Annotated in this window: 19 protein-coding genes and 1 tRNA gene; 11 read left to right on the top strand and 9 right to left on the bottom strand. The window is 31.5% G+C overall.

The genetic code is table 11. The features are described 5' to 3' along the window. Positions 1–287 precede the first annotated feature (287 nt). From GQS07_RS13720 to GQS07_RS12865, 6 genes are all read right to left on the bottom strand, one after another. A complete protein-coding gene (locus tag GQS07_RS13720) occupies positions 288–743 on the bottom strand; it encodes a hypothetical protein (protein WP_199269100.1) in 456 nt (151 codons plus the stop codon). A gap of 4 nt (positions 744–747) precedes the next feature. After that, positions 748–1182 (bottom strand): InlB B-repeat-containing protein, encoded by a 435-nt coding sequence (locus GQS07_RS12885; protein ID WP_158211178.1) that lies wholly within the window; start codon positions 1180–1182, stop codon positions 748–750. Positions 1183–1756: 574 nt separating this feature from the next. After that, entirely contained in the window at positions 1757–6244 is a 4488-nt protein-coding gene (locus GQS07_RS12880) for an AAA family ATPase (RefSeq protein WP_158211177.1), read from the bottom strand. Positions 6245–6741: 497 nt separating this feature from the next. Beyond that, the gene (locus GQS07_RS12875) at positions 6742–7059 is read right to left on the bottom strand and encodes a DUF6922 domain-containing protein (protein ID WP_006260078.1); all 318 of its coding nucleotides are present in this window, start codon (positions 7057–7059) and stop codon (positions 6742–6744) included. Between the two features lie 39 nt (positions 7060–7098). Further along, positions 7099–7782, bottom strand: coding sequence for a nucleotidyl transferase AbiEii/AbiGii toxin family protein (locus GQS07_RS12870; protein WP_158211176.1), 684 nt, complete (start codon positions 7780–7782; stop codon positions 7099–7101). A 139-nt stretch (positions 7783–7921) separates the two neighbouring features. Then, the gene (locus GQS07_RS12865; RefSeq protein ID WP_158211175.1) at positions 7922–8329 is read right to left on the bottom strand and encodes a helix-turn-helix domain-containing protein; all 408 of its coding nucleotides are present in this window, start codon (positions 8327–8329) and stop codon (positions 7922–7924) included. Between the two features lie 215 nt (positions 8330–8544). Between GQS07_RS12865 and GQS07_RS12860 the strand changes: the two genes are divergently transcribed. Further along, on the top strand, positions 8545–8799 hold the full coding sequence (locus GQS07_RS12860) for a DNA-binding protein (protein WP_158211174.1): 255 nt from the start codon (positions 8545–8547) through the stop codon (positions 8797–8799). 110 nt (positions 8800–8909) lie between these two features. Here the strand turns inward: GQS07_RS12860 and GQS07_RS12855 are convergent, their stop codons facing one another. Together GQS07_RS12855 and GQS07_RS12850 are read right to left on the bottom strand one after the other, a co-directional pair. Then, positions 8910–10229 (bottom strand): site-specific integrase, encoded by a 1320-nt coding sequence (locus GQS07_RS12855; RefSeq protein ID WP_158211173.1) that lies wholly within the window; start codon positions 10227–10229, stop codon positions 8910–8912. Between the two features lie 272 nt (positions 10230–10501). Further along, a tRNA-Ser gene (locus GQS07_RS12850) sits at positions 10502–10586 on the bottom strand. Positions 10587–11306: 720 nt separating this feature from the next. Between GQS07_RS12850 and thrS the strand changes: the two genes are divergently transcribed. The 5 genes from thrS to GQS07_RS12825 all read left to right on the top strand — a co-directional run bounded on the left by thrS (position 11307) and on the right by GQS07_RS12825 (position 15216). Continuing rightward, the gene (thrS, locus tag GQS07_RS12845; protein ID WP_090409698.1) at positions 11307–13259 is read left to right on the top strand and encodes a threonine--tRNA ligase; all 1953 of its coding nucleotides are present in this window, start codon (positions 11307–11309) and stop codon (positions 13257–13259) included. A 45-nt stretch (positions 13260–13304) separates the two neighbouring features. Continuing rightward, positions 13305–13859 (top strand): translation initiation factor IF-3, encoded by a 555-nt coding sequence (gene infC, locus GQS07_RS12840; protein WP_090409696.1) that lies wholly within the window; start codon positions 13305–13307, stop codon positions 13857–13859. A gap of 64 nt (positions 13860–13923) precedes the next feature. Next, entirely contained in the window at positions 13924–14121 is a 198-nt protein-coding gene (gene rpmI / locus GQS07_RS12835; RefSeq protein ID WP_090409694.1) for a 50S ribosomal protein L35, read from the top strand. Between the two features lie 107 nt (positions 14122–14228). Then, a complete protein-coding gene (gene rplT / locus GQS07_RS12830) occupies positions 14229–14573 on the top strand; it encodes a 50S ribosomal protein L20 (protein WP_090409692.1) in 345 nt (114 codons plus the stop codon). 121 nt (positions 14574–14694) lie between these two features. Then, positions 14695–15216: a class IV adenylate cyclase gene (locus tag GQS07_RS12825; RefSeq protein WP_158211172.1), complete on the top strand. Its 522-nt coding sequence runs from the start codon at positions 14695–14697 to the stop codon at positions 15214–15216. A 52-nt stretch (positions 15217–15268) separates the two neighbouring features. On the opposite strand, the gene GQS07_RS12820 is transcribed toward GQS07_RS12825, so the two are convergent. Then, entirely contained in the window at positions 15269–15958 is a 690-nt protein-coding gene (locus GQS07_RS12820) for a cell division ATP-binding protein FtsE (RefSeq protein WP_158211171.1), read from the bottom strand. Positions 15959–16370: 412 nt separating this feature from the next. On the opposite strand from GQS07_RS12820, the gene GQS07_RS12815 reads away from it, so the two are divergent. The 5 genes from GQS07_RS12815 to GQS07_RS12795 all read left to right on the top strand — a co-directional run bounded on the left by GQS07_RS12815 (position 16371) and on the right by GQS07_RS12795 (position 22939). Further along, a complete protein-coding gene (locus GQS07_RS12815; protein WP_090409686.1) occupies positions 16371–16712 on the top strand; it encodes a CidA/LrgA family protein in 342 nt (113 codons plus the stop codon). After that, on the top strand, positions 16712–17410 hold the full coding sequence (locus GQS07_RS12810; protein WP_158211170.1) for an LrgB family protein: 699 nt from the start codon (positions 16712–16714) through the stop codon (positions 17408–17410). The genes GQS07_RS12815 and GQS07_RS12810 overlap by 1 nt, the downstream gene beginning before the upstream one ends. A gap of 105 nt (positions 17411–17515) precedes the next feature. After that, complete coding sequence (locus tag GQS07_RS12805) at positions 17516–20539, top strand: tetratricopeptide repeat protein (protein ID WP_158211169.1); 3024 nt, start codon at positions 17516–17518, stop codon at positions 20537–20539. 24 nt (positions 20540–20563) lie between these two features. Beyond that, positions 20564–22327: a TonB-dependent receptor gene (locus GQS07_RS12800; RefSeq protein ID WP_158211168.1), complete on the top strand. Its 1764-nt coding sequence runs from the start codon at positions 20564–20566 to the stop codon at positions 22325–22327. Positions 22328–22486: 159 nt separating this feature from the next. Then, positions 22487–22939 carry a hypothetical protein gene (locus tag GQS07_RS12795; RefSeq protein WP_158211167.1) on the top strand — a complete coding sequence of 151 codons (453 nt, stop codon included), beginning with the start codon at positions 22487–22489 and terminating at the stop codon, positions 22937–22939. The last annotated feature ends 3 nt before the right edge of the window (positions 22940–22942 follow it).

Here is a 22942-nt window from a genome sequence, read left to right as displayed (position 1 = left end):
TTATTGCAATTTCACTAAATACGCTACTGATATAGTAGTTTAGGAAAATTAGACACTTACAAAACTACCTTATTACAAATAGCAAAACTATCCGAATTAAAATTGTTTTTTTTAAATGTAGATAGTGAAACAGCATTTTTTTCAAACATATTAAAACTTTCTTTAATTCTATTACGGAAATCCATAAATTCTGTTGATATATTTATAGAGTGAGGCTAATGTTTTAGGGCTTGACGCTAGTTATGGAATAGATATCTGAAGCTTCAAATTACTGTTATAAATAGGTTTTATTTGATTCTTTTTACCCCAATACTTTTTCCTTCGACTAAAATTTTATAATTACAACCATTTGAATAAATTATAGCATCTGGCCTATATGAATAATTATAGTCATATTCATATTCATTTTGTTTCCAAACTTGACCATTGTCAAGTTCAAAAATTGTATCTCCAGACCATCCATTAAAGTCATTAACAATAGTTGCTTTACTAACTTCTTGTATTAATTCTACCTCTACGAATTGATTTTGACCGTCAACAGTTAAAAAATATCTGTTATTAAATATATAAATAGTAATGTTGGCCATATACGAATAGTGATACCAATACTTGTAGTTTTTTTGTATCCAATATTGTCCATTATATAAAGGAAATAAGTTTTCATCTTCAAAACCTTCAAAATCCCCATCAATTCTGGATTTTACTATTGGTTTTCCATTCAATATTATTTCTTCGTAGTCCATTTTACTATAATTTCTTCACAATAATTCGTCCGTCTTTTCCTTCACGGTAAGTATATCCGCTTAATGGAAATGCAACTATACGTCCGTCTTTTCCTTCACGGTAAGTATATCCGCTTAATGGAAATGCAACTATACGTCCGTCTTTTCCTTCACGGTAAGTATGTCCGCTTAATGGAAATGCAACTACACGACCATCTTTTCCTTCACGGTAAGTATGTCCGCTTAATGGAAATGCAACTATACGTCCGTCTTTTCCTTCACGGTAAGTATGTCCGCTTAATGGAAATGCAACTACACGACCATCTTTTCCTTCACGGTAAGTATGTCCGCTTAATGGAAATGCAACTACACGACCATCTTTTCCTTCTCTGTAAGTATATCCACTTGATGGAAAAGTCACCTTAACCCCATCTTTACCTATTCTGTATGTATCTATCATATTGATATTTTTGATATTGGTTACTTAAGTTTGTTTATAACAAAATAAATTACAATGTAATTTCATATAATAACACGTATATCTATATTTCGATTAGTTAAATATTATTTTCAAACATAAGTAATTGTTTTTATTTTTTTAAAAAAAATACGTAAACTACTCAATATTTTGAGTCTATCGACTTTTTTAGACAAAACTAACGACTTCGGAGTAGTTTTCCAGCCCTCTGCAAGAGCAAGTCGTTTTGAAAGCTCGAATCTCAATTTCGAGTGCCTCAAAACATAACTTGCTGTTACTTTTGCAGTAACTTTTACTAATATAATTTAAAAGCAATTTTCATAACGCACACTTCTTAAATATCAGGTATATCTTCTAAAAGTATAATGTGAATATATTTGTATATATATGAATACATATATATACATATTACGTTGTAATTCAATAAGTAACTTAGTACTTGGATAAATATGTATATAAAATACATTTAGCTGTAAAATTATGAAAGTACTTTTACAGTTTAACAACTTAAAATAACAAGAGTCTATCTGATGAGAACAATTTCTTTTTTTAATACCTAAGAAACATCTTTTGAATTATTACCTCCTACTTCTTCATAACCATTTAATCCATTCTCAGAAACTTCCCGAGCTTGAATTGGTTGCTGAACAATTATTGTAGTATCTTTTTTAGTATTCTTTTCGATAAAGTCAATCATTTTTTCAATTTCTACTTGCGGGTTTCTCTTAAATGCAGAATAGAGTACACGATATACTTTCCAGCCAACACGTTCTAAAAATTCTTGTCTTTCTATATCATAGATTACATCTTCAGGAAGTGAATGAAATGGATCCCCATCACATTCAATTGCAATCATTTTACCGTTGTGGTAAACAACTAAATCTATTTTGAAATTTATATAAACATCCTTTTTCAGCTTATGATTATAAAAAAGTTCAGCTTCTTTTACATTATATTGAGGTTGAATATAACTGTATCCCTTTTCAATAAGAAATTTTGTTATATCATATTCGAACCAACTATCAAATGGTTCAGGAACATTATGTCTAAATCTTTCAATATTATAATTATCAATTTGTAAAGGTTGCATAAGTTTTACTTCATCATTGAAAAAAGCAAGAATTTTATTTCGGAAATCATTTGGTTGTAAATGGTCAAATTTGACAGAATGAAACAAAATCATCTGTTCTTTTGCTCTACTTAAAGCAACATTAATTTTCTTAAATTCATCTTGACTACTTATTATTGCTCTTGGTTTTGCATTTTGATTTTCTTTTAATTTTATAAAATCCAATGCGACACCTAATGAAACTATCATAACATCTCTTTCATCTCCTTGAAATTTAGGAGAATCCTCAATAATTAGTTTATGTTTATCTATTTTTTCCTTTCCAAATTCAGATGCTAGATCCTCTTTTATATCTTTAAGCTTCTCAGTGTGGTTTACAGTTCCTAAACTAACTACACCTATTGATTTATTAATATACAATTCATCATTCAAAATTTTTTGAAGAAACCGCTTTATTTCTTGAACCTCTTTGTGAACTATTTTATCTTCAGCAAAAGCATCTTTAACAAAAAAAGTTTCTTTTGGATTTAGTCTGTTTGAATTAATTTGTTTTAAAGGCCTTAGTGAATTATCATAGAATTCTCTTTTTGAAAATTCTATGATTTCAGGAACACATCTAAAATGTTCTTTAAGTGATAAATTAGAAGTCCCCGCAACCATTTTCGAAAGCATAAACAAACTATTATCACTTTTTATATGAAGTGCATTAGTACCTAAAAATTTCAGATATTTGTTTTTTATAGCCTCAAAATCGTTGCCATCTGCACCTGTTAAACTACTTGGAGATGTTTGTTTGTCATCTCCAACTATTATCATATTTTCAGCATAATAGCTTAAAATAAGGCTATTGAAATCTAACTGACTCGCTTCATCTACAATAATACAATCAAAGATTTCAGGTTCACTTCCGACTGAATTTAAAACATCGTTAAATTTCATCACCCAACATGATAAACGTTTACTTATATCAATGCTATTTTTACGAGTTAATATTTGATATTGTGTTTGATTTCGAATTTTTCTAGTGCTTTGAGAAAGATTGTATTTATACGCTTCTAAAAGATTTATGAATGCATCAATTTCATCTTTCTCAAACTTATTCTTAAAATTTGATTTGGCTAAATCAAATAAAATATCGCATTTGGCTTGAAATATTTTTTTATTGATAAAAAACAATTCTTCCTGACATTTTTGTAAATCAATAAATTCATTTTGTTTTATAAACTTATTTGCAGAAGCATATTCAAAGTTCTCACTTAAAATATAATGATTAGGAACATTATTAAGAGACGCAAAAGTATTCGGAAGTAAGTTAATTAGAGACTTTTTTAGATTATTAAAAGTCTGTTCAATTTCAATTTGTCTACCTACTTCAAGAAATTTGCTTTTTAAGTGTTCAAATTTTGGAACATTATCAATTTTATTCACAGGTAAAAATTCTGAAAAAATTGCTTTCATCGTTGATTGATCTATAATACTGTCAAGATCTTGAAGCATTTGTTTTTGGTCAGTCAAGTTATTACTTAGATTTTGTAGTTTTTCAAAATCCTCTTTTAATAAAATTGCTTTCCTGGATAATTCATCAATATTAAATAAATTAATCTGACTATATTCTGCGAAATTTATGAAATCAGAATCAAACTGGATTTGAGAAACAACATTTTTGTTGTTTTCTACTTTCTTTAGAACATCATTTAAAACCTTATATTTTTCAAATAAATTAGAATTATCATCAAAAGAAAATGAATAACCACTTTCTTTCAATGCATTGAAATTATTATTGATGACAAGAAGGTTTTCAATTAGAGATTTTAATTGAAATATTTCAATTTTATTATTACATTTTTTACCATTAATAGTAAATTGCTCCAAATATGAAACTCGTTTAAAATTTGAATTTGCAAGTCTTGTTAAAAAACCTGCTTTACCATTTTCAGCAAAAGACAAATAGGTTTCTATGTCTAAAAGATATTGTGTTCCATTGTGTATAAGATCACTGAAACCTTTATTTGTTGTCAGATTCTCTTTTGAAACATAAAAATTGATTTGTTTTTGAAGCTGATCTAATTCTTTAATATTTTTTAGAACAATATCAGATGTTGAAAATTTACTCGTAATATCTGTTATTTTTTCTAACTGTATTTTTAAAACCTTATCTTTAGAATATTCCGTTAATCCTAAATGAATTAATTGCTGATTGTAATTTTCTTGAATTGAAAGAAAATGTTTAAAATCAAAATGCTCCAATTTGTCTAAAACTATTGAAATATCAATATCTAAAGAATTACTATATCGAATTTCTATATCATATAATTCTTTATACTTCAATATATCTTGTCTAATTATTTCAAAATTAGATAATTCTTCATGTGTGAGTTCATCTTGAATCCAACTCCATTCTTTTGAATCTTTAGATTCAAATTTTTCAACTATTTGATAGGCTCTTAAATTGTTAAAAGAATCATTGATTTTAATTTGTGTATATTCTTTTTCAAGAGTTTGGATAATTTCAGATTTAAGTTTTATATATTCTCCTTTTAAACTGTCTAATTCATCTATTTTAGAATCAATATTTAGGTAAAAATTATCTGTAAGAATTTTTGAAATCTTTCCAATGCTTTTTTCTAAAGAAAACCTATTTTGATTGGTTTCTAATTGAATTTTTGTAAAAATTAAATCATCAAAAGTTTCTGGTATCTTATCTAATAATGATTCTAAAGCCTTGTCTGTTTGAGCTGTAACAAGAACTCTTTTACCTTGAGCTAACAAAGAGCAAAGAATATTTACAATTGTATGTGACTTTCCTGTTCCTGGAGGACCTGTTACAACTGTTAATCTGTTCTTTAAATAATTTTCATAAATCTGTTTTTGCTCTTTGTTAAATGGAAGAGGAAAAAAAACAGAAAAGTCGTCCTCTCCATTTAAGTTTTTGGCCTTGTATTTATATGTTTCAAAAAGTTTATCTTTAAAATAGTTTGGTTTAGTATATGAATTATTTCCTAATGAATCAGGATTTCTTACTAATAAATTGAATAACTTCGCTTCAATTTCATTTTCTCCATTATACTTAATGATTGAGTCGGTTAATTTTTCAAAAAAACGTGGTTTTCTTTGTTTGATATTTATAGCTGGAGAAAATGAAATTCTAAAATGACCTTCTCTAAAATTGTCGCTTTCTGGTCTATATACAGAATTTTCAAACTCAGAATTACTAGAAATTTTTTGAATAGATTTTGAGATTAACTCTTTAAAATCATTTTCATAAATATATTCATAGCCTAATTCCATAATTTGTTCTTCAAATTTATCTACAATATTTGATAATATTTCTTTCTCTATAGGAGTGTTATTTAGAAAGAAAAAATCTACATAAGGATTTTCTAATGTTGAAAATACGATTTTCACCACATTGTTTGAATCAATATCTAAAAATAGTGGAAAATGAAATAAGTGTTGATTGGTTTTCGATAAGTTTCCATTAGTGTTAAGTTTTGAATATTGAACGAATCCAACACTTAAAACAATTTCTAAATTTGAATCATTTTTGATGTCATTATATGCCCTATATAGCTTTGAATAAACCTCTTTATTACTCTTGAACTTTTTTAATTTTTCTATTTCAGTTTTACCTTCTATTGAACTTTGAAAGTTCTGAAGTTCTTGTTCATCTCCATTTATGCTTTCAAACTTATTCTTGACTTCATCAAACTCAATAATTCCAATAAATTTTTTTGGAATATTTATGTTGGGTTTTAAAGGTTTTGCTAATGAGAAAATTAAAGGCTGTTTTTTAAATTTAAATGTAAAAATGTCTGTTAATATAGATTCACAAATACCCGCATTAATGAAATCGTCAATTTCATTGTTCCAAATGAAGTTACTCGAAACAGTGGAATTTAACACGTCTTTCACACCTCTTTCAAGTAGTTTTTTATATTCTTTTAGAAAGGTTATATATTGATTAATTGCATTCATTTAGTTTCAATAGTAAAATTGTTTCTTCAAATTTACAATTTTTTCCGAGGTGTTGGGATAAGATTTTGTATAACTTCTCTGTACTTTTCAAAGTGATGAAAAATTGAAGCTAAAAATTTTGAGTTCCCTTAAGCCTATTGAAAGTTACCTGTATTTGTAAATTTAACACAAAGGATTCATTTTTTTTAATTATACTAAATTTTATTTTTAGTTAAAAAAAATAATTTATTAAATATATTTTAACACATATAGATTAGTAAATAAAAGTAATACCCTTAACAAAAGATAAGTTTACAATACATGTCATCTTCCTCAATAAGATTACGTAAGAATTATCGAGATGTGTCTTTGTCCTTACAAATTGAAAATTTTCCAGTATCAAAGACCACTCGTTTTTCTCCCGAAGGTCGCAAAATTGGTAAAGAGAAAGGAGTATTAATTACCCAAATAAAGCAAAAAAAGCTAGAGTACAAAATTACATGTACTCTAGCTTTTTCTTATATCCAATGATAGGATTTATCTTTTCTGTTTTGATAACAAAGCATATCTTCTTTTCTAAGTTCTGGAAAAAATCTAATGGCTCTTTCAATAGCGTAATTAGGTAAGAACTTAATCTCCTTACATATTGTAAGAAGCACTTTTTCTTTGCTATACAACCGAACGATTTCATCTATTTCACTCTGATCGCCACGTTCAATTACACGTACTATAATGGGAATATATGCTTTCTGATAATCAAGCTTATTAATGTCAGTGTCCCAAAATAATTGAGTTCCTAAAGTTGAAATATCAGTTAGTTTTTGTTCTTTTTTCATATTATAAATATAGTGATTTCATGAAGGTTAAGCAACTGTTTATCTGCGTATTCCTCTTTTTCTAACATATTGGTCTATTTTTTTATCGGGTTCTAAATCGAATTTAAAAGAGGGATTTGCAACAGCTTTTTCTAAACGTTCTTTCATTGTACCCCAATTACTTTCTTTTCCATGCATCAAGGTAACCTCAAAATCTCGATAGATATTCTCATAAAAAGTTAACGCATAGGATGCTAATGCTGTATTACCATTATACTTGTTTTTATAAGCATCTAAATAGGTTTGCAAAGGATTGTGCTCTAAAAGAAAATACATATCAACAAAGTCTTTGATACGTGTTCCGCTTTGAAAAATAGCATGAAGTTTCATTGCTCCAATATCTTCTAAAGAAGCTAATCGTACATTGTCTATATTCAATACTTCTTTTTGTAAAGGATATTTATGTGCAATAATATCTACTTTAACTCGATTGATATCCATTAAAATAGTATTATTAAACATTTCCTTTACATTGGCATTAAGTTTTTGTTTTAAATGTTGTGATATCGATTTATAATCAAAATCTTTGGTCGAAAATAGGTCTATATCAATACTAATTCGATGACCTATTTGCAGGCTTAATGCTGTTCCTCCTACAAGAATAAAATCTTGTAACTTTTCATCTTTCATAAGTCTTTGAAGTAATTCCCAAAGCTCATTAATAACGGTTTGTTTATATAACATAATTAAAAAATTTTCAGAAAAGTATTCCTGAAAACCTCCTATATTATGTATTGGCTTAATGAGGTTCTATTTGTCTTTATAAGTCACAAAAAAAAGCCTAACCATAGGTTAAGCTTTCATATATTTATTAATAATCTATTTACTTCGTTTGAATCAACTTCTCTAAGCGAACCATCATTTCATCTTTCTCTTTAAGCATGCGCTCATACAAAGCAATCTTTTCTTCATGAAGTTGAACTAGTTTATCAATAGGGTTGTTATTAAAAACTGGACTATAATTTATCAAGCCTTGTGTGCCATGAAATGTACTTGATATTATATTAATAGCTTGCTCTTCATCAAAATTCTCAATTGCTTCAACAGGTATTTTAAGTACTTTAGAAATCTGTTGCAACAGTGAATTATCAATGACTTCTTTTTGTTCAAGTAAAGATATCTTCTTTTGATTCCAATCCTCTCCTAAATCAAAAGCAAGAACCTCTTGCTTGATTCCAAGCATTTCTCTAAAACGCTTTACATTTCTTCCTTGGTGTATTTTATGTTCCATAATTAATAGCTGAGTTAAGAAGGCTCAAAGATAAAGCCAATGATTTAAAAAGATTGAATTGTAAAGTTATAAAATAATCGGTAAGATATCCCTATATGAGAATATTATAGTTGTTTAATAGGAAATTCATAGCCAAATAGACTCTAAAACTGCCAAAAACAAAGTGAAATCTGTTTTGATTGTAGTTTAGTTGTTTAACCAAAAAAACAACTATCATGGAAAGTCAAATTACAAAAGACGATTTAAGATTGTTTGCTCAAACAATCATTGGAGAATTAAAAGATCTATTAGTCAAGCAAAACAAAGAAACCTCTCTTGAATGGGTAAAGGCAAAAGTAGCAAGACAATTACTAAGTATCTCGCCAGCTTCACTACAAACATTACGTATCAGTGGTAAATTACAGTGTCGCAAAATACTTGGTTCGTATTATTACAACAGAAAAGAGATAGAGAACCTTTTTAATGAGTAGAAGTTAACTTCTACTCATTAAAAAGGTTGGAAATTGACTCCCTTAAATTTCTTGTTTGCAAAACTACAGTTGAATTGTTAGAAAGTGTAGAGAATTTAAGGGAGTTCCTATTATCCATTTAACTGATTAATAAAAGTAGTTAGTTGAGTTAATTTATCGGGGTTTAGGCTTTTTAAACCCTCAAGTAAGTCAGTATAATTATCCGTTTGCTTATTTGATTTCCCTTCAAGTTTACCTTTTAAAATCTGCATTTCAGTTTTAATAGCTTCTTCTTCAGTTAAAGCGTATTCCTCTGTTTGTTTAACAGAGTGATGTCCTAACATTTCTTTGACTACATGAATAGGTACACCATTGCCAAGAGTTACCGTACTTCCAAAAGTTCTTCTTGCTTTATGGGTGTTTAACTCACTAATTTCACAAAGTGAAGCAATCTCTTTTAAGTACTCATTCATCTTTTGATTAGAGCGAACAGGAAGCACTATATCTTTACCAATACAAGCGGGATGATCCTTATGTTTTTCCATTATCTCAATAGCTTTTGGAAGTAGTGGTATAGTAATATTAGCATCTGTCTTTTGTCTGTTAATTCTAATCCACAGATTACCTTCTTCATCTTTTGTAATATCACTTTTCTTTAGTTGAAATACATCAATATAAGCGAGCCCCGTATAACATTGAAAAACAAACACATCTCTTACAGTAGCTAATCGCTCATTTGTAAACTCTTTGTTTTCTAAAATTGATAACTCTTCTTTACTTAATGGTTTCTTATTGAGTTTAGTCTTTTTAGGTTTGTATTGTACAAATGGATTGGAAGCAATAATTCCTTTAGCAACTGCCCGTAAAACAATCTTCTTGAAGTTTGAGATATACTTTATAGCTGTGTTATTAGAACACGCTCTAACGGTCTTTAAATAGTGCTCATAACCAAGCACAAACTCATAATTGAGTTCTCTAAACTCTATATCTTCTTTACCATATACATAACGAATATATTCAGCTACATGTGATCTTGCTGTAACATATCTTTCATGTGTTCCAATAGCATACTCTTTAGGCACAAGTTTAAAGATTTCATCGTTATGCTTTTGGAATTCTTCTAAAACTTTAGCCTTACTAGTTCCTTTGCCTTGGATATAATCCATAAGCACAGAGGTAGTAATGGGCTCTTCATTACTTAAGAGCTCTAATTTGTACTTGGTAATCTTAGATATGATTGTATCTAAGATATAGTTTAGCGTTTTAGCATCTTCTTTAGCGCCATTGGCACGACCTGCTTTTTGGTTCCATCTTTTGATATCCCATTTGTGACTAAGAGAAGTCTCTTTGCGAATACCATCTACTGTGATTCTAAGGTAAACTCCTCTTAAATCACTTTTCTCTCTATTGGGTTTAAGAAAGAAATTAATTGATAACTGTTTTTCTAACATAATTCAACTGTTTTTAATATTAATAAATGTCGAATTAAAACGTTCCAAAATCACAGTCTAAAACTCTCTGGCACCCTTTGGCGTCTGGGTTTGCTAAGTTGAAAGGTGCGCATCACTTAAATATTTTTTTGTGCACCGAATCTATAACCTTTTTAGGTGCACTTTTGAACAAAATGCGATACCCCTAAAAAAGAAAAAACCTATAACTCATTGTGAATCATAGGTTTTGTGTTTTTTTGATGACTTTTAAAAAGTTATCTTTTATAAATTAGCGGAGAAAGAGGGATTCGAACCCCCGGACCTGTTACAGTCAACAGTTTTCAAGACTGCCGCATTCGACCACTCTGCCATTTCTCCAGTCGAACGTTTTGTTCTGTAATGCGAGTGCAAATATAGTGCATTTAGTAGGGTTTGCAAATGTTTTTAAATATTTTTTTGTTGTCTTTTTTCAATTGCTTGATTATAATTATGTTGTGGTGTGAACTTTTTTTGAAAAAATAGGGGAGAGTGGACTTAACTTTATAAAGAGGGGCGTAATTAAGCTGATTTCTCATTAAAGGAGAACTTGCAAAAAGAGAGTTTTTTTCTTTTAGAGTGGAAAATAGTCTTTGTTTTAAACTGAGAAAGTAGGGCGAGGAAGGGAAAAAAGAATAATTAAAGTGTTGTAAATAAAGATTAGCAAGCATATTGTTAGGTTGCTTATCTGGTAAAAATTTCGTATCTTATTTAGGAAGCAGTTAAGGCTTTTTAGAGTAGCATAGTAGCTATGTACAAGTAGAATATAAAAGATACAGATTTTTTAAATCTTGTATTTAATTGCTGTAACTAACTGTTTGATAGGTTGCTGAAAACTTCAATTAGACTATGTGAGTTTTATTGCGCAAGTGCTGATATTATAAGCCATAGCAGATAATTTAGTTGTCTAAAAAAGGCAATGATCCCATTGAAAAGGGAGAAATGTTAAGAATATCAAATTAAATGCTGTGTAAAAAATCAAAAAAAGGGAATGCTAATGTGTTTAATCTTGTTATTCTATAGGAAAAACAGTATATTTGCACTTTATTTTTTAAACATATTATGATAAAAATTACATTACCAGACGGTTCAGTGAAAGAGTTTGCCTCGGGTATTACTCCTTTCGATGTTGCAAAAAGTATAAGTGAAGGTTTAGCAAGAAATATCATTTCTGCAAGCTTCAATGGTACCACCATCGAAACCACGACCCCATTGACGACCGATGGTAGTTTAGTTTTATACTCATGGAATGATGATGAAGGAAAAAAGGCTTTCTGGCACTCAACTTCTCACGTAATGGCGCAAGCTTTATTGGAGTTATTCCCTGGAATCAAATTGACAATAGGACCTGCAATTGCTAATGGTTTCTATTACGATGTTGATTTTATGGATCACAAAGTATCAGATGCTGATTTTAAGAATATTGAAGCAAAAGTTATCGAAATAGCTCGTGGTAAACACGAATTTACAATGAGATCTTCTACAAAAGCAGAAGCATTGGAATACTATAAAAAAGATAACAACCCATATAAAGTAGAATTGATTGAGAACTTAGAAGATGGTACTATTACTTTCTGTGATCACGACAATTTTACTGACTTATGTCGTGGTGGACATATTCCTAATACAGGAATTATCAAAGCTTTCAAAGTGCTTTCTATTGCAGGGGCTTACTGGAGAGGGGATGAGAAAAATAAACAGTTAACTCGTGTTTATGGTATTTCTTTCCCTAAACAAAAAGACCTTACTGAGTATTTAGAAATGCTTGAAGAGGCTAAAAAACGTGATCATAGAAAATTAGGTAAAGAATTAGAATTGTTTACTTTTTCACAAAGAGTAGGTCAAGGGTTGCCGTTATGGTTACCTAAAGGAGCTGCTTTGAGAGACCGTTTAGAGTACTTCTTGAGAAAAGCACAGAAAAAAGCAGGATATGAGCAAGTGGTTACACCGCATATCGGACAAAAAGAGTTGTATGTAACTTCTGGTCACTACGCTAAGTATGGAGCAGATAGTTTCCAACCAATCCACACTCCTGTGGAAGGAGAAGAGTTCTTGTTAAAACCAATGAACTGTCCTCACCACTGTGAGATTTATAATTCTAAACCATGGTCTTATAAAGACTTACCAAAACGTTTTGCTGAGTTCGGTACTGTTTACCGTTATGAGCAATCGGGTGAGTTACACGGATTAACTCGTGTTCGTGGGTTTACTCAAGATGATGCACACATTTTCTGTATGCCGGAACAATTAGACGAAGAGTTTAAAAAAGTAATTGACTTGGTATTGTATGTTTTTGGTTCTTTAGGATTCGAAAACTTTACAGCACAAGTATCAGTTAGAGATTTAAGCAACCCTGAGAAATATATCGGTTCTGTTGAAAATTGGGAGAAAGCTGAACAAGCAATTATCAACGCTGCGAAAGATAAAGGTCTTAATTATGTTGTAGAAACAGGAGAAGCTGCTTTCTACGGACCTAAATTAGACTTTATGGTAAAAGATGCTTTAGGTAGAAGCTGGCAATTAGGAACTATCCAAGTTGACTATAACTTACCTGAACGTTTTGATTTGAATTATAAAGGTTCTGATAATGAATTACACCGTCCGGTTATGATTCACAGAGCTCCTTTCGGGTCTATGGAACGTTTTATAGCGATTTTATTAGAGCATACAGGTGGTAATTTCCCACTTTGGTTAATGCCAGAGCAAGCTATTATACTGTCTTTGAGTGAGAAGTATGAAAAATATGCGAAAAAAGTTTTAGATTTGCTGGAAAATAGCGAAATTCGCGCGCTGGTAGATAACCGAAATGAAACAATCGGTAAAAAGATTAGAGAAGCTGAAGTACAAAAATTCCCTTACATGTTAATTGTAGGAGAGGATGAAGAGAAAAACGGAACGATTTCTGTTAGAAAACACGGAGACTCTGGTAAATCTAATCAAACAATGAAAATAGAAGAATTTATCAATCTTGTACAAGAGGAAGTAAAAGGTTCTATGAAACAATTTGGAGAATAAAAATTGTATAACGCTTGATGAACAAGCACCAAAAATTTTATAGCCATAGCAGTAAGACAAAACAGAGGAAGAAATCCTCGCGAAGAAAAGAAAGATGCGCATAGAATTAACAATGCCATCCGCGTTCCTGAAGTTCGTCTTGTAGGAGACAACGTCGAAACAGGTATTTATAAGCTCGCAGAAGCAATGCGCTTTGCAGAAGAGCAAGAATTGGATTTGGTAGAAATTTCGCCAAACGCAGAACCACCTGTTTGTAAAGTGATCGATTACAAAAAATTCCTTTACGAACAGAAGAAGCGTGAAAAAATGCTAAAGGCTAAATCGACGCAAATCACAGTAAAAGAGATCCGTTTCGGTCCTCAAACAGATGAGCACGATTACGAATTCAAAAAGAAAAATGCTGAGAAATTCCTTAAGGAAGGTTCTAAGTTAAAAGCATTCGTTTTCTTTAAAGGACGTTCGATCATTTATAAAGATCAAGGACAGATTTTATTACTTAGACTTGCGCAAGATTTAGAGGAATTTGGTAAAGTTGAAAGTATGCCTGTCTTAGAAGGTAAGCGTATGACTATGTTCATCGCACCTAAAAAGAAAAAATAATACTCCTATTTACGTAGGATTTGAAAGATACTTAAGTAAGATAATCATTAATACCTAGGAAATAATGCCTAAAATGAAAACTAAATCTAGTGCTAAGAAACGTTTTAAACTAACTGGCTCTGGTAAAATCAAAAGAAAACACGCTTTTAAAAGTCACATTTTGACTAAAAAATCTAAAAAGCGTAAATTAGCTTTAACTCACTCTGGATTAGTGTCTAAAGCTGATACACACAGTATCAAAGATCAATTAAGATTAATCTAATCTTAGTTTTTCCGGTTAAATCAATTTAATAACCCTGGAGTGGGGCAAAAGAAATTTTAGAAGTGTTTGAAATATAACCGCCCACTACAAAAAATACATTTTTAGAAATGGCAAGATCAGTAAACTCAGTAGCTTCAAGAGCAAGAAGAAAAAGAATTTTGAAGCAAGCCAAAGGATTCTTTGGAAGACGTAAAAACGTTTGGACAGTAGCTAAAAACGCGGTAGAAAAAGCAATGGTATATGCTTACCGTGATAGAAAACAAAAGAAAAGAAACTTCCGTTCTTTATGGATTATGCGTATCAACGCTGGTGCAAGATTACACGGAATGAGCTATTCTGTTTTTATGGGTAAATTAAAAGCTAGCAATATCGAATTGAACCGTAAAGTTCTTGCAGATTTAGCTATGAATCACCCTGAAGCTTTCGCAGCTATCGTTAATCAAGTAAAATAATAAACGTTTGTCAAATCTGATTTATCTTACTTAATATATAGAAAAGCCTTACTTTAATTAGTAAGGCTTTTTTGTTTTTATTACTTTCATTTTGGTATCTTGTGGCTTTAATTTAAGTTATATGGAGCTAATTAATGTGGAGTTTAAGGCTCGTGTAAATAATTATGAGGCAGTTAAGTGTAAATTGGATAGTTTGCCTATTTACTGTGAGGGAGATATGAAACAGGTAGATACGTATTATAATGTTCCGAAAGGGCGTGTGAAATTACGTGAGTATGACTCTTATAGTTCGTTGATCTATTATAATAGAGAGAATACGGCTGGTGTAAAACAATCGGATGTGTTGTATTATAAGCACGAGAGTAATCCTGCTTTGGGTGCTATTTTAGAGTTGCAATTTGGTATTAAAGTTAAGGTGGCTAAGGTTCGTCGGAAGTATGTAAAGGATAATGTAAGTATTCATTTGGATAGAGTAGAAGGCTTAGGATGTTTTGTAGAAGTTGAAGCTTGTAATAGTGGAGTGGATTTAACTTTAGAGGAGTTGCGTATGCAATGCGATGAGTTTTTTAATTTATTGCAGTTGCGAAAGGAAGATTTGATTGATGTGTCTTATAGTGATTTATTGTTAAGACAAGTGATATAAAAAAAGCCCTATACAATATTGTATAGGGCTTTTTATGTGTTATAAAGACAGCTTAGTTTTGAGCTGTTCTGTGAATTACTTCAAATAGGGTACCATCGTCACATTTAAGTGTTTTAGATGGATATTTTAATAATAAAGCATAATCGTGAGTAACCATTATGATTGTACGTCCTGCTTCGTTAATTTTAAGTAATAGGTCCATTACATCAGAACTTGTCTGTGGGTCTAAGTTACCTGTTGGCTCATCTGCTAAAATTAAGTCTGGATCATTTAATAAAGCACGTGCAATAGCTATACGCTGTTGTTCTCCACCAGATAATTGGTGTGGCATTTTTTGAATATGTGCTAACATACCAACGCTATCAAGTACTTCTTCTATCTTGCGGTTCATCGCCTCTTTTTCTGTCCAACCTGTCGCTTGTAAAGCAAAGTACAAGTTACCATAAACAGTGCGGTCTGGCAATAATTTGAAATCTTGGAATACAATACCTAATGATCTTCTTAAATAAGGAATATCTTTTTCTTTTAAAGCTTTCAAATCATAGTCCACAATAGAACCTTCGCCTATCGTTAAAGGAATATCTGCGTAAAGTGTTTTCATAAAACTACTTTTACCAGCACCTGTTTTACCAATGATGTATATAAATTCTCCTTTTTTAACTTCTAAGTTTACGTTAGAAAGCACCTTGTGTTTGTTTTGGAAAATATCTACTCCTTGTAAGGATAAAACTGTTCGAGACATAATGAATGATTATTTTGGTGTAAAAATAGTAAGATATCTATTATAAATGATATATTAAAGCTAAAAAGTGCAAAGTTGAGAGTGAAATGGTCGTTTTTTGTCGGCCTTGCTTATCTGAAATAAAAAAAGGGAGGCTTATATAGCATCCCTTGTAGTAACTAACCAACTTAACCAAACTTATTTATTCTATAATTTCTCCCTTTTTGAATTATTACATTGCAAACATACTTAATGCATTTGTGAGTAATATTACATTAAGGTTATCAATTCAATTCTAATGTTACTAAATCATTAAGAAGTAGTTTTATATAGGATGTAGTTATAACGGTATGTTAAATAAATTTATTTTATTTAATTATGTCTATGCTGAGAAAAGTTTGTTTAGTAATTTTGTGCTAAATCTTTATATAAAATGAATTTAATTAAACAAGTGGCGGTGATTGTAGGATCACTCGCGTTTGGAGAGTTAGTAGTTTACCTTACTAATGTAAAATTACCTTCAAGTATAATAGGGTTAGTTTTCTTGTGGACCTTATTAAAAATTGGTTGGATTAAAGTTGAATCTATTGGAGGAATAACGGATTTTTTAATAAAGAATATGGGAATCTTCTTTGTTCCGCCGTGTGTGGCGATGTTGAATTACTTTGGAATATTAAGTAAGTCTATCGTTCCTATTGTTGTAGCAACTCTTGTGAGTACAGCATTAGTCATTTTTGTCACTGGATTAACTCACCAATTATTACGAAAAAAATAATGGAATTTTTAGCAAACCCAACGTTTTTACTTTTCTTGACGTTAGCAATTTATTCTGTAGGAATCTACTTGACTTCAAAAAAGAAATGGGTTATTTTTAATCCGATCATCTTATCTACAGGGGTACTGATTAGCTACCTTTTAATTTTAAAAATACCTTACGATAATTATCACGTAGCAGGACAGTATATCGACTTTTTTCTAAAGCCTTCTATTGTTGCTCTTGCTGTGCCACTTTATGTGCAATGGGATAAAATCAAAAAGCAATTAGTGCCTATTTTGTTTAGTCAATTAGCTGGATGTATAGTAGGGGTAGTTTCGGTTGTACTTCTTGCGAAATGGACTGGAGCTGACAAGGAGATTATCCTGTCGTTAGCACCTAAATCTGTAAGTACACCTATCGCTTTAGAAATTTCAAAAGCTGTAAACGGTATTCCTTCTGTTACTGCAGCTGCAGTTATGATAGCTGGAATATTTGGTAGTATGATTGGTTTTAAATTTTTAAACTTATCGCGAATAAGCAATCCAATGTCACAGGGAATCGCAATGGGTACTTCTTCTCACGCGATGGGAACTATGAAAGCAATGGAAATTAGTAATAAGTACGGAGCCTTTGCAAGTGTTGGTATGATTTTCAATGGAATACTAACAGCAGTGTTAGCGCCTATTATCTTAGGGTTGATTGCACCGTATTTATAAAGTCTGCAGATAATTTTTAACGGCATTTTAGACAATATATTGCCAAAATATAAGTTTTAAAGAGTATAAAATGATATATTTGGCAATATATAAATCTGAAAAAAAATGCGCAAAAATAATAGATTAGCTTATTTAACTCTCGCGCTTGGGAGTATAACTGCAAGTGCACAGCAATCAGCTATTTATGTAGACGAATTAGCTGATTTTAGACACGCTGTGGCTCTGTATGATGAGGAACAGTATTTAGCTGCTCAATTATTATTTTCTAAAGTGAAAAACAATCCTACTGCTCATAATAAGGAAGTGGAAGCTGATTGTGTTTATTATATCGCAAACTGTGCAATTCGCTTAGATCAAGATGGTGCGGAGGATAAGATTGACGAGTTTGTTAAAAATTACCCTACGAGTTCTAAACAGAACCAAGCGTATGTGGAAGTAACGGATTACTATTTCTCAAAAGGTAATTTCGCTAAGTCACTTCACTATGCATCTAAAGTAAAAGAAAATGCTATTGCTAACGAGAAAGTGTTAGACCGTTTCAACTTTGAAAAAGGATATAGTTATTTCTATGCTAAAAATAAAAAAGAAGCAGAAAAATATTTAAAACGCGTTAGTCCAAATGGGGTATGGGGTGAACAAGCTACATATTACCTTGGATACATCGCATATGACTCTGATAAGTTTGACGATGCTAAAAAGCTTTTTGATAAAGTAGAAACTAAATCTACTTACAAAGAGAAAATGGGGTATTATCAAGCGGATATGAGTTTTAAAACGGGTAATTTCCAAGAGGCGATTGCTAAAGGGAATGCTCAAATGAAAGTGGCTACACCTGAGGAACAATCTGAATTGTCTAAAATTGTTGGAGAGAGTTATTTTAACTTGAAACAATATGATAAAGCATTGCCTTATTTGTTGAAATATAAAGGGAAGAATGGCAAGTGGAGCAATACTGACTTCTATCAGTTGGGATATGCTTATTACAAGTCTAAAGATTACCCTAATGCGATTGAGCAATTCAACAAGATTATTGGTGGTGATAATGCTATCGCTCAAAATGCTTACTACCACTTGGGAGAAAGTTATTTGAATACACATAAAAAAACTCAAGCGCTTAATGCTTTTAAGAATGCTTCTGAAATGCGTTTTGATGCGGGAATTCAAGAGGATGCTTTCTTAAATTATGCGAAGTTGAGTTATGATATTGGTAATGCGTATGTGAGTACTCCTGAAGTATTGAATGCGTATATTACTAAATACCCTTCTTCTCCATACAAAGGGGAAATGGAATCGTTGTTAATCGATTCGTATGTTACTTCTAAAAACTACAAAGAGGCGTTGGCTTTATTAGAGAAAAATCGCTCTAAGGCTAATGGGGAAGTTTACCAACAGGTTGCTTTCTTACGCGGATTGGAATTGTTTAGTGATGGACAATACAATGAGGCGTTGAACTTATTTGATAAGTCGTTGGCTGAGAAGCAAAATTTAAAATATACTGCTAAGGCACAATATTGGAAAGGTGAAACATTGTTTTACTTGAACAAGTTTGCTGAATCTATCAATGTGTTTAAAGCATTTGGAGAGAATCCAGCTGCTAAAGGATTGAACGAGCGCGAGAATTTGAATTACAATTTAGCGTATTCTTATTTTAAAATGAAGGATTATGCTAATGCGGCTACGTACTTTAAACAATATGTGGATGGTAATCCTAAAAACGAGGCGAGAAGCATTGATGCTAACTTACGTTTAGGGGATTGTAGTTTTGTATTGGGTAAATACTGGCCTGCAATGGAGGCGTACAACAAAGTTATTGAAGCGAATAAAGTGGATGTAGAGTATGCGCGTTTCCAAAAAGCATTGAGCTATGGTTTTGTAGATCGTCATGCAAGAAAAATTGAAGACTTAACGCAGTTTGTGAAGGATTATCCTACTTCTAACTTAGCAGATGATGCGCAGTATGAAATTGGGGTAAGTCACGATGTGATGAATGAGTCTACTAAGGCTGTGGCTGCTTTTGATAAGTTGTTAAAAGATTATCCTACGTCAAGTTTTAAAGCGAGAGCTATTTTACGTCAAGGGTTAATTAACTACAATGCAAATAAATCTGATGCGGCATTAGCTAAGTTTAAACAAGTGGTTAAGGAATCTCCTAATTCTCCAGAGGCATTAGAGGCTGTGCAAAATGCGCGTTTAATCTATGTTGATAATGGTAAGGTAGATGAATATGCTGCTTGGGTGAAAGGACTTTCTTTTGTGAAGGTAACGGATGCAGAGTTAGATAAAGATACGTATGAGTCTGCTGAGAAGCAATATGTTCAGAATAATACACAGCAAGCGATTGCAGGCTATGAGAAGTATTTAAAAAGCTTCCCTTCTGGACAAAAAGCATTGCAAGCACATTTCTACTTAGGTCAAATGTACTTTGCAGAGAATAATATGGATAAAGCAACAGCTAATTATGAAGCTGTAGTGAATAGTGAGAAGAGTGAATACTCTGAGATTTCACTTGCAAGATTAGCTGAAATTTACTTGAAGAATAAAAACGTAAGTAAGGCAACAACTGCTTTAAAACGTTTAGATAATGAGGCTGTGCAAGAACAGAATGTTGTGTTTGCAAAGTCTAACTTAATGAAGTTATCGTATGAGCAAAACCAGTACAACGATGCGTTGCGTTATGCAGAGGCTGTATTGAAAATGCCAAAAACAGATAATAAAGTGAAGAGTGATGCACAGGTGATTATTGCAAGAACTGCGTTTGCTACGAAAGATGATGCAAAAGCGAAAAAAGCGTACCAAGAAGTGTTGAAATTAGCAAAAGGAGAGTTAGCTGCTGAGGCATTGTACTTTGATGCTTATTACAAAAACAAAGAAGGTAAGTTTGATGCCTCTAACGAGAGCGTACAGAAGTTAGCAAAAGATTACTCTGGGTATAAGTACTACGGGGCAAAAGGATTGGTGTTAATGGCTAAGAACTTTTATCAGTTGAAAGATAGTTACCAAGCAACTTACATTTTAGAAAGTGTAACAAATAATTTTGGTGAGTTTACAGATGTTGTAAATGAAGCAAAACAAGAGCTTGCTAAGATTAAAGGGGAAGAGGCAAAGAGAAACTCATCTATTGCTCAATAATGCATAACTAAGAACAAGATAACAATGAATAATAATAAGATATATACGATTTTTTCTGCTGTTACGCTTTTAGGAGGTACAGCATTTGCGCAAGAAAAAACAAATGATACTAATAAATTAGGTACGGAAGTAGTAAACGTGGTTCGCGCGTATGATGCTACTATTTCTGATGCTTTTAAAGTTAGAGCGTTGCCTAATACAGATGAGGATGCTACAACTAAGAAAAAGGATGTAGTGTATACGATCAGTTCGTTTCCTGTAGCTTCAACGTTTGTGCCTGAGAAAGGTAAAGCGGCTGAAGTTGAGAAGTCTGAACGTTTGAAAAAATTCAATAACTACGTGATGTTTGGTGCGGGTAACTACACAAACTTAAACGGAGAAGCTTTTTTGAGTCATAAGTTGAATAAAAACAGCTTTTTAGCTGGATATGCTTCACATTTTTCTTCTCAAGGGGGAATTAAAGACTTATTGTTAGATGACGCTTTTTCTAAAACTAAAGCAGGTTTAGTATATGGAGGTCAATTAGATAATTTTGGATGGAATGCTGAAGTAGGAGGAAGTTACCAATTGAGTAATTGGTACGGTTTACCTACAAAAGATGTTTTGTTTAGTAAAGAAATGTTGAGCGGAGTAGATGAAAGTCAGCATTACAAAAACGTATTTGTAAATGCGGGATTAGAGTTTAGAAATAGTCCGTTTACCAATCTTGATTTACATTATGACCATTTTTGGGATGACTTTAGTTCGGTTGAAAACCGTGTGACAGTTAAGCCACACGTAAAAACACAATTGGGAATTGGTGAGGCTAACTTAGGACTTATTGTTGACTATGTTGGAACAGAGTATAAAAATGCGTTTACAGCTGATAAAATTGAGTACAAACATTTAAACATTGGTGCACAGCCAAGTTTAACTTTCCAAGATGACGATTATTCTGTTCAGTTGGGATTAGGTATTTTCTACAATGATGGTAAGGTTGCAGGAAAGACACAAAACAATGTTTATGTGTATCCACAGATTAAGGCATCTTATAATTTAGTACCTGGGTTATTAGTAACGTATGCAGGTATTGAAGGAGGATTAAAACAAAATTCTTTCAGACAGTTTACAGAGGCAAATCCGTTTGTATCTCCAGACTTATTGATTACTCCTACTGATGAGAAGTATGACATCTACATTGGTTTAAAAGGAAAGTTAGATAATACAATTTCATATAACGTAAAAGGTTCTTATAAAAGAGAGAGCGATAAAGCATTTTTTGTGCACAATGAATTTTCTTTAAATGAAGCTAAGGTTCCTTATATGTTTGGAAACTCTTTTGGAGTAGAGTACAATACATTAAAAACGTTTAATTTATTTGGTGAATTGCGTTTTGACTTTGAAGAGAATGTGTCTATGGGAATTCACGGAGAGTGGAATAACTATGATACAGACGCGATCGAGGCTTGGAATTTAGCGAAAGTAAAAGCTGGTGCTGATTTTAAATTTGACTTTACAGACCAATGGTTTGCTGGTTTAGATGTGTTTTATGTTGGAAAAAGAAAAGATGCATTTACAGTTAATCCTACCGGATTAATCGGAGATTATAACACAATAGATTCACCACAAGTTGTAGAGTTAAACGACTATGTTGATTTGAATATTAAAGTTGGCTATAGACCTACAAAAAATTGGACATTATTTGTCAAAGGAAGCAATTTACTGAATGATAAGTACAGTAATTTTGATAATTTCCGAGTACAAGGAGTACAGGTTATGGGTGGAGCAATGTATAAATTCGATTTTTGAGAATAAAAAAATTGGAAAAATCAAAAAAATGATTGTTTTTGATTAATTATTGCTAAAATATGCACAATTCAGTTTCTTTCATAAGATTAAAAACTTACTTTTGTCACAACAAACAACAATTCATGCCCCTTTATTGATTAAAAGGAATTAAAAAACAAAATGATGACACTAAAAAAGAAGCTGAAAGCAATTTGTTTAGAGCGGTTAAATGACAAAGTGAGTGCTTTGCAAGGTATCGTCGAAGATTTAGCAATAGATGCACAGAACGACGCCAAAAGTTCTGCAGGTGATAAACACGAGACTGGGTTGTCAATGATGCATCTTGAACAAGAAAACATTAGTAAAAAGATCTCTGAAAGCATTGCAATGCGTGATGTAGTATCTAAAATTAATGATGATAAAGTAAGTAATGTAGTAGAATTTGGTAGCTATGTACAGGTAAATTCAGTAAACCTGTTTATTTCAGCTGCTTTACCTAAAATTGTAGTTGAAGATAAGTCGGTATTAGCCGTATCAATGGATGCTCCAATTGCAAAAGAATTATTAGGTAGAAAATTGCACGATAGATTCACTTTTAATAATTGTGAATTTACAATTCATCACTTAGAGTAGTTA

Origin of the sequence: Myroides phaeus (genome assembly GCF_009799805.1) — a bacterium.
GTDB lineage: Bacteria > Bacteroidota > Bacteroidia > Flavobacteriales > Flavobacteriaceae > Flavobacterium > Flavobacterium phaeum_A.
The sequence above is the reverse complement of the archived record's forward strand: the minus strand, read 5'-3'. Positions and strand labels throughout refer to the sequence as shown.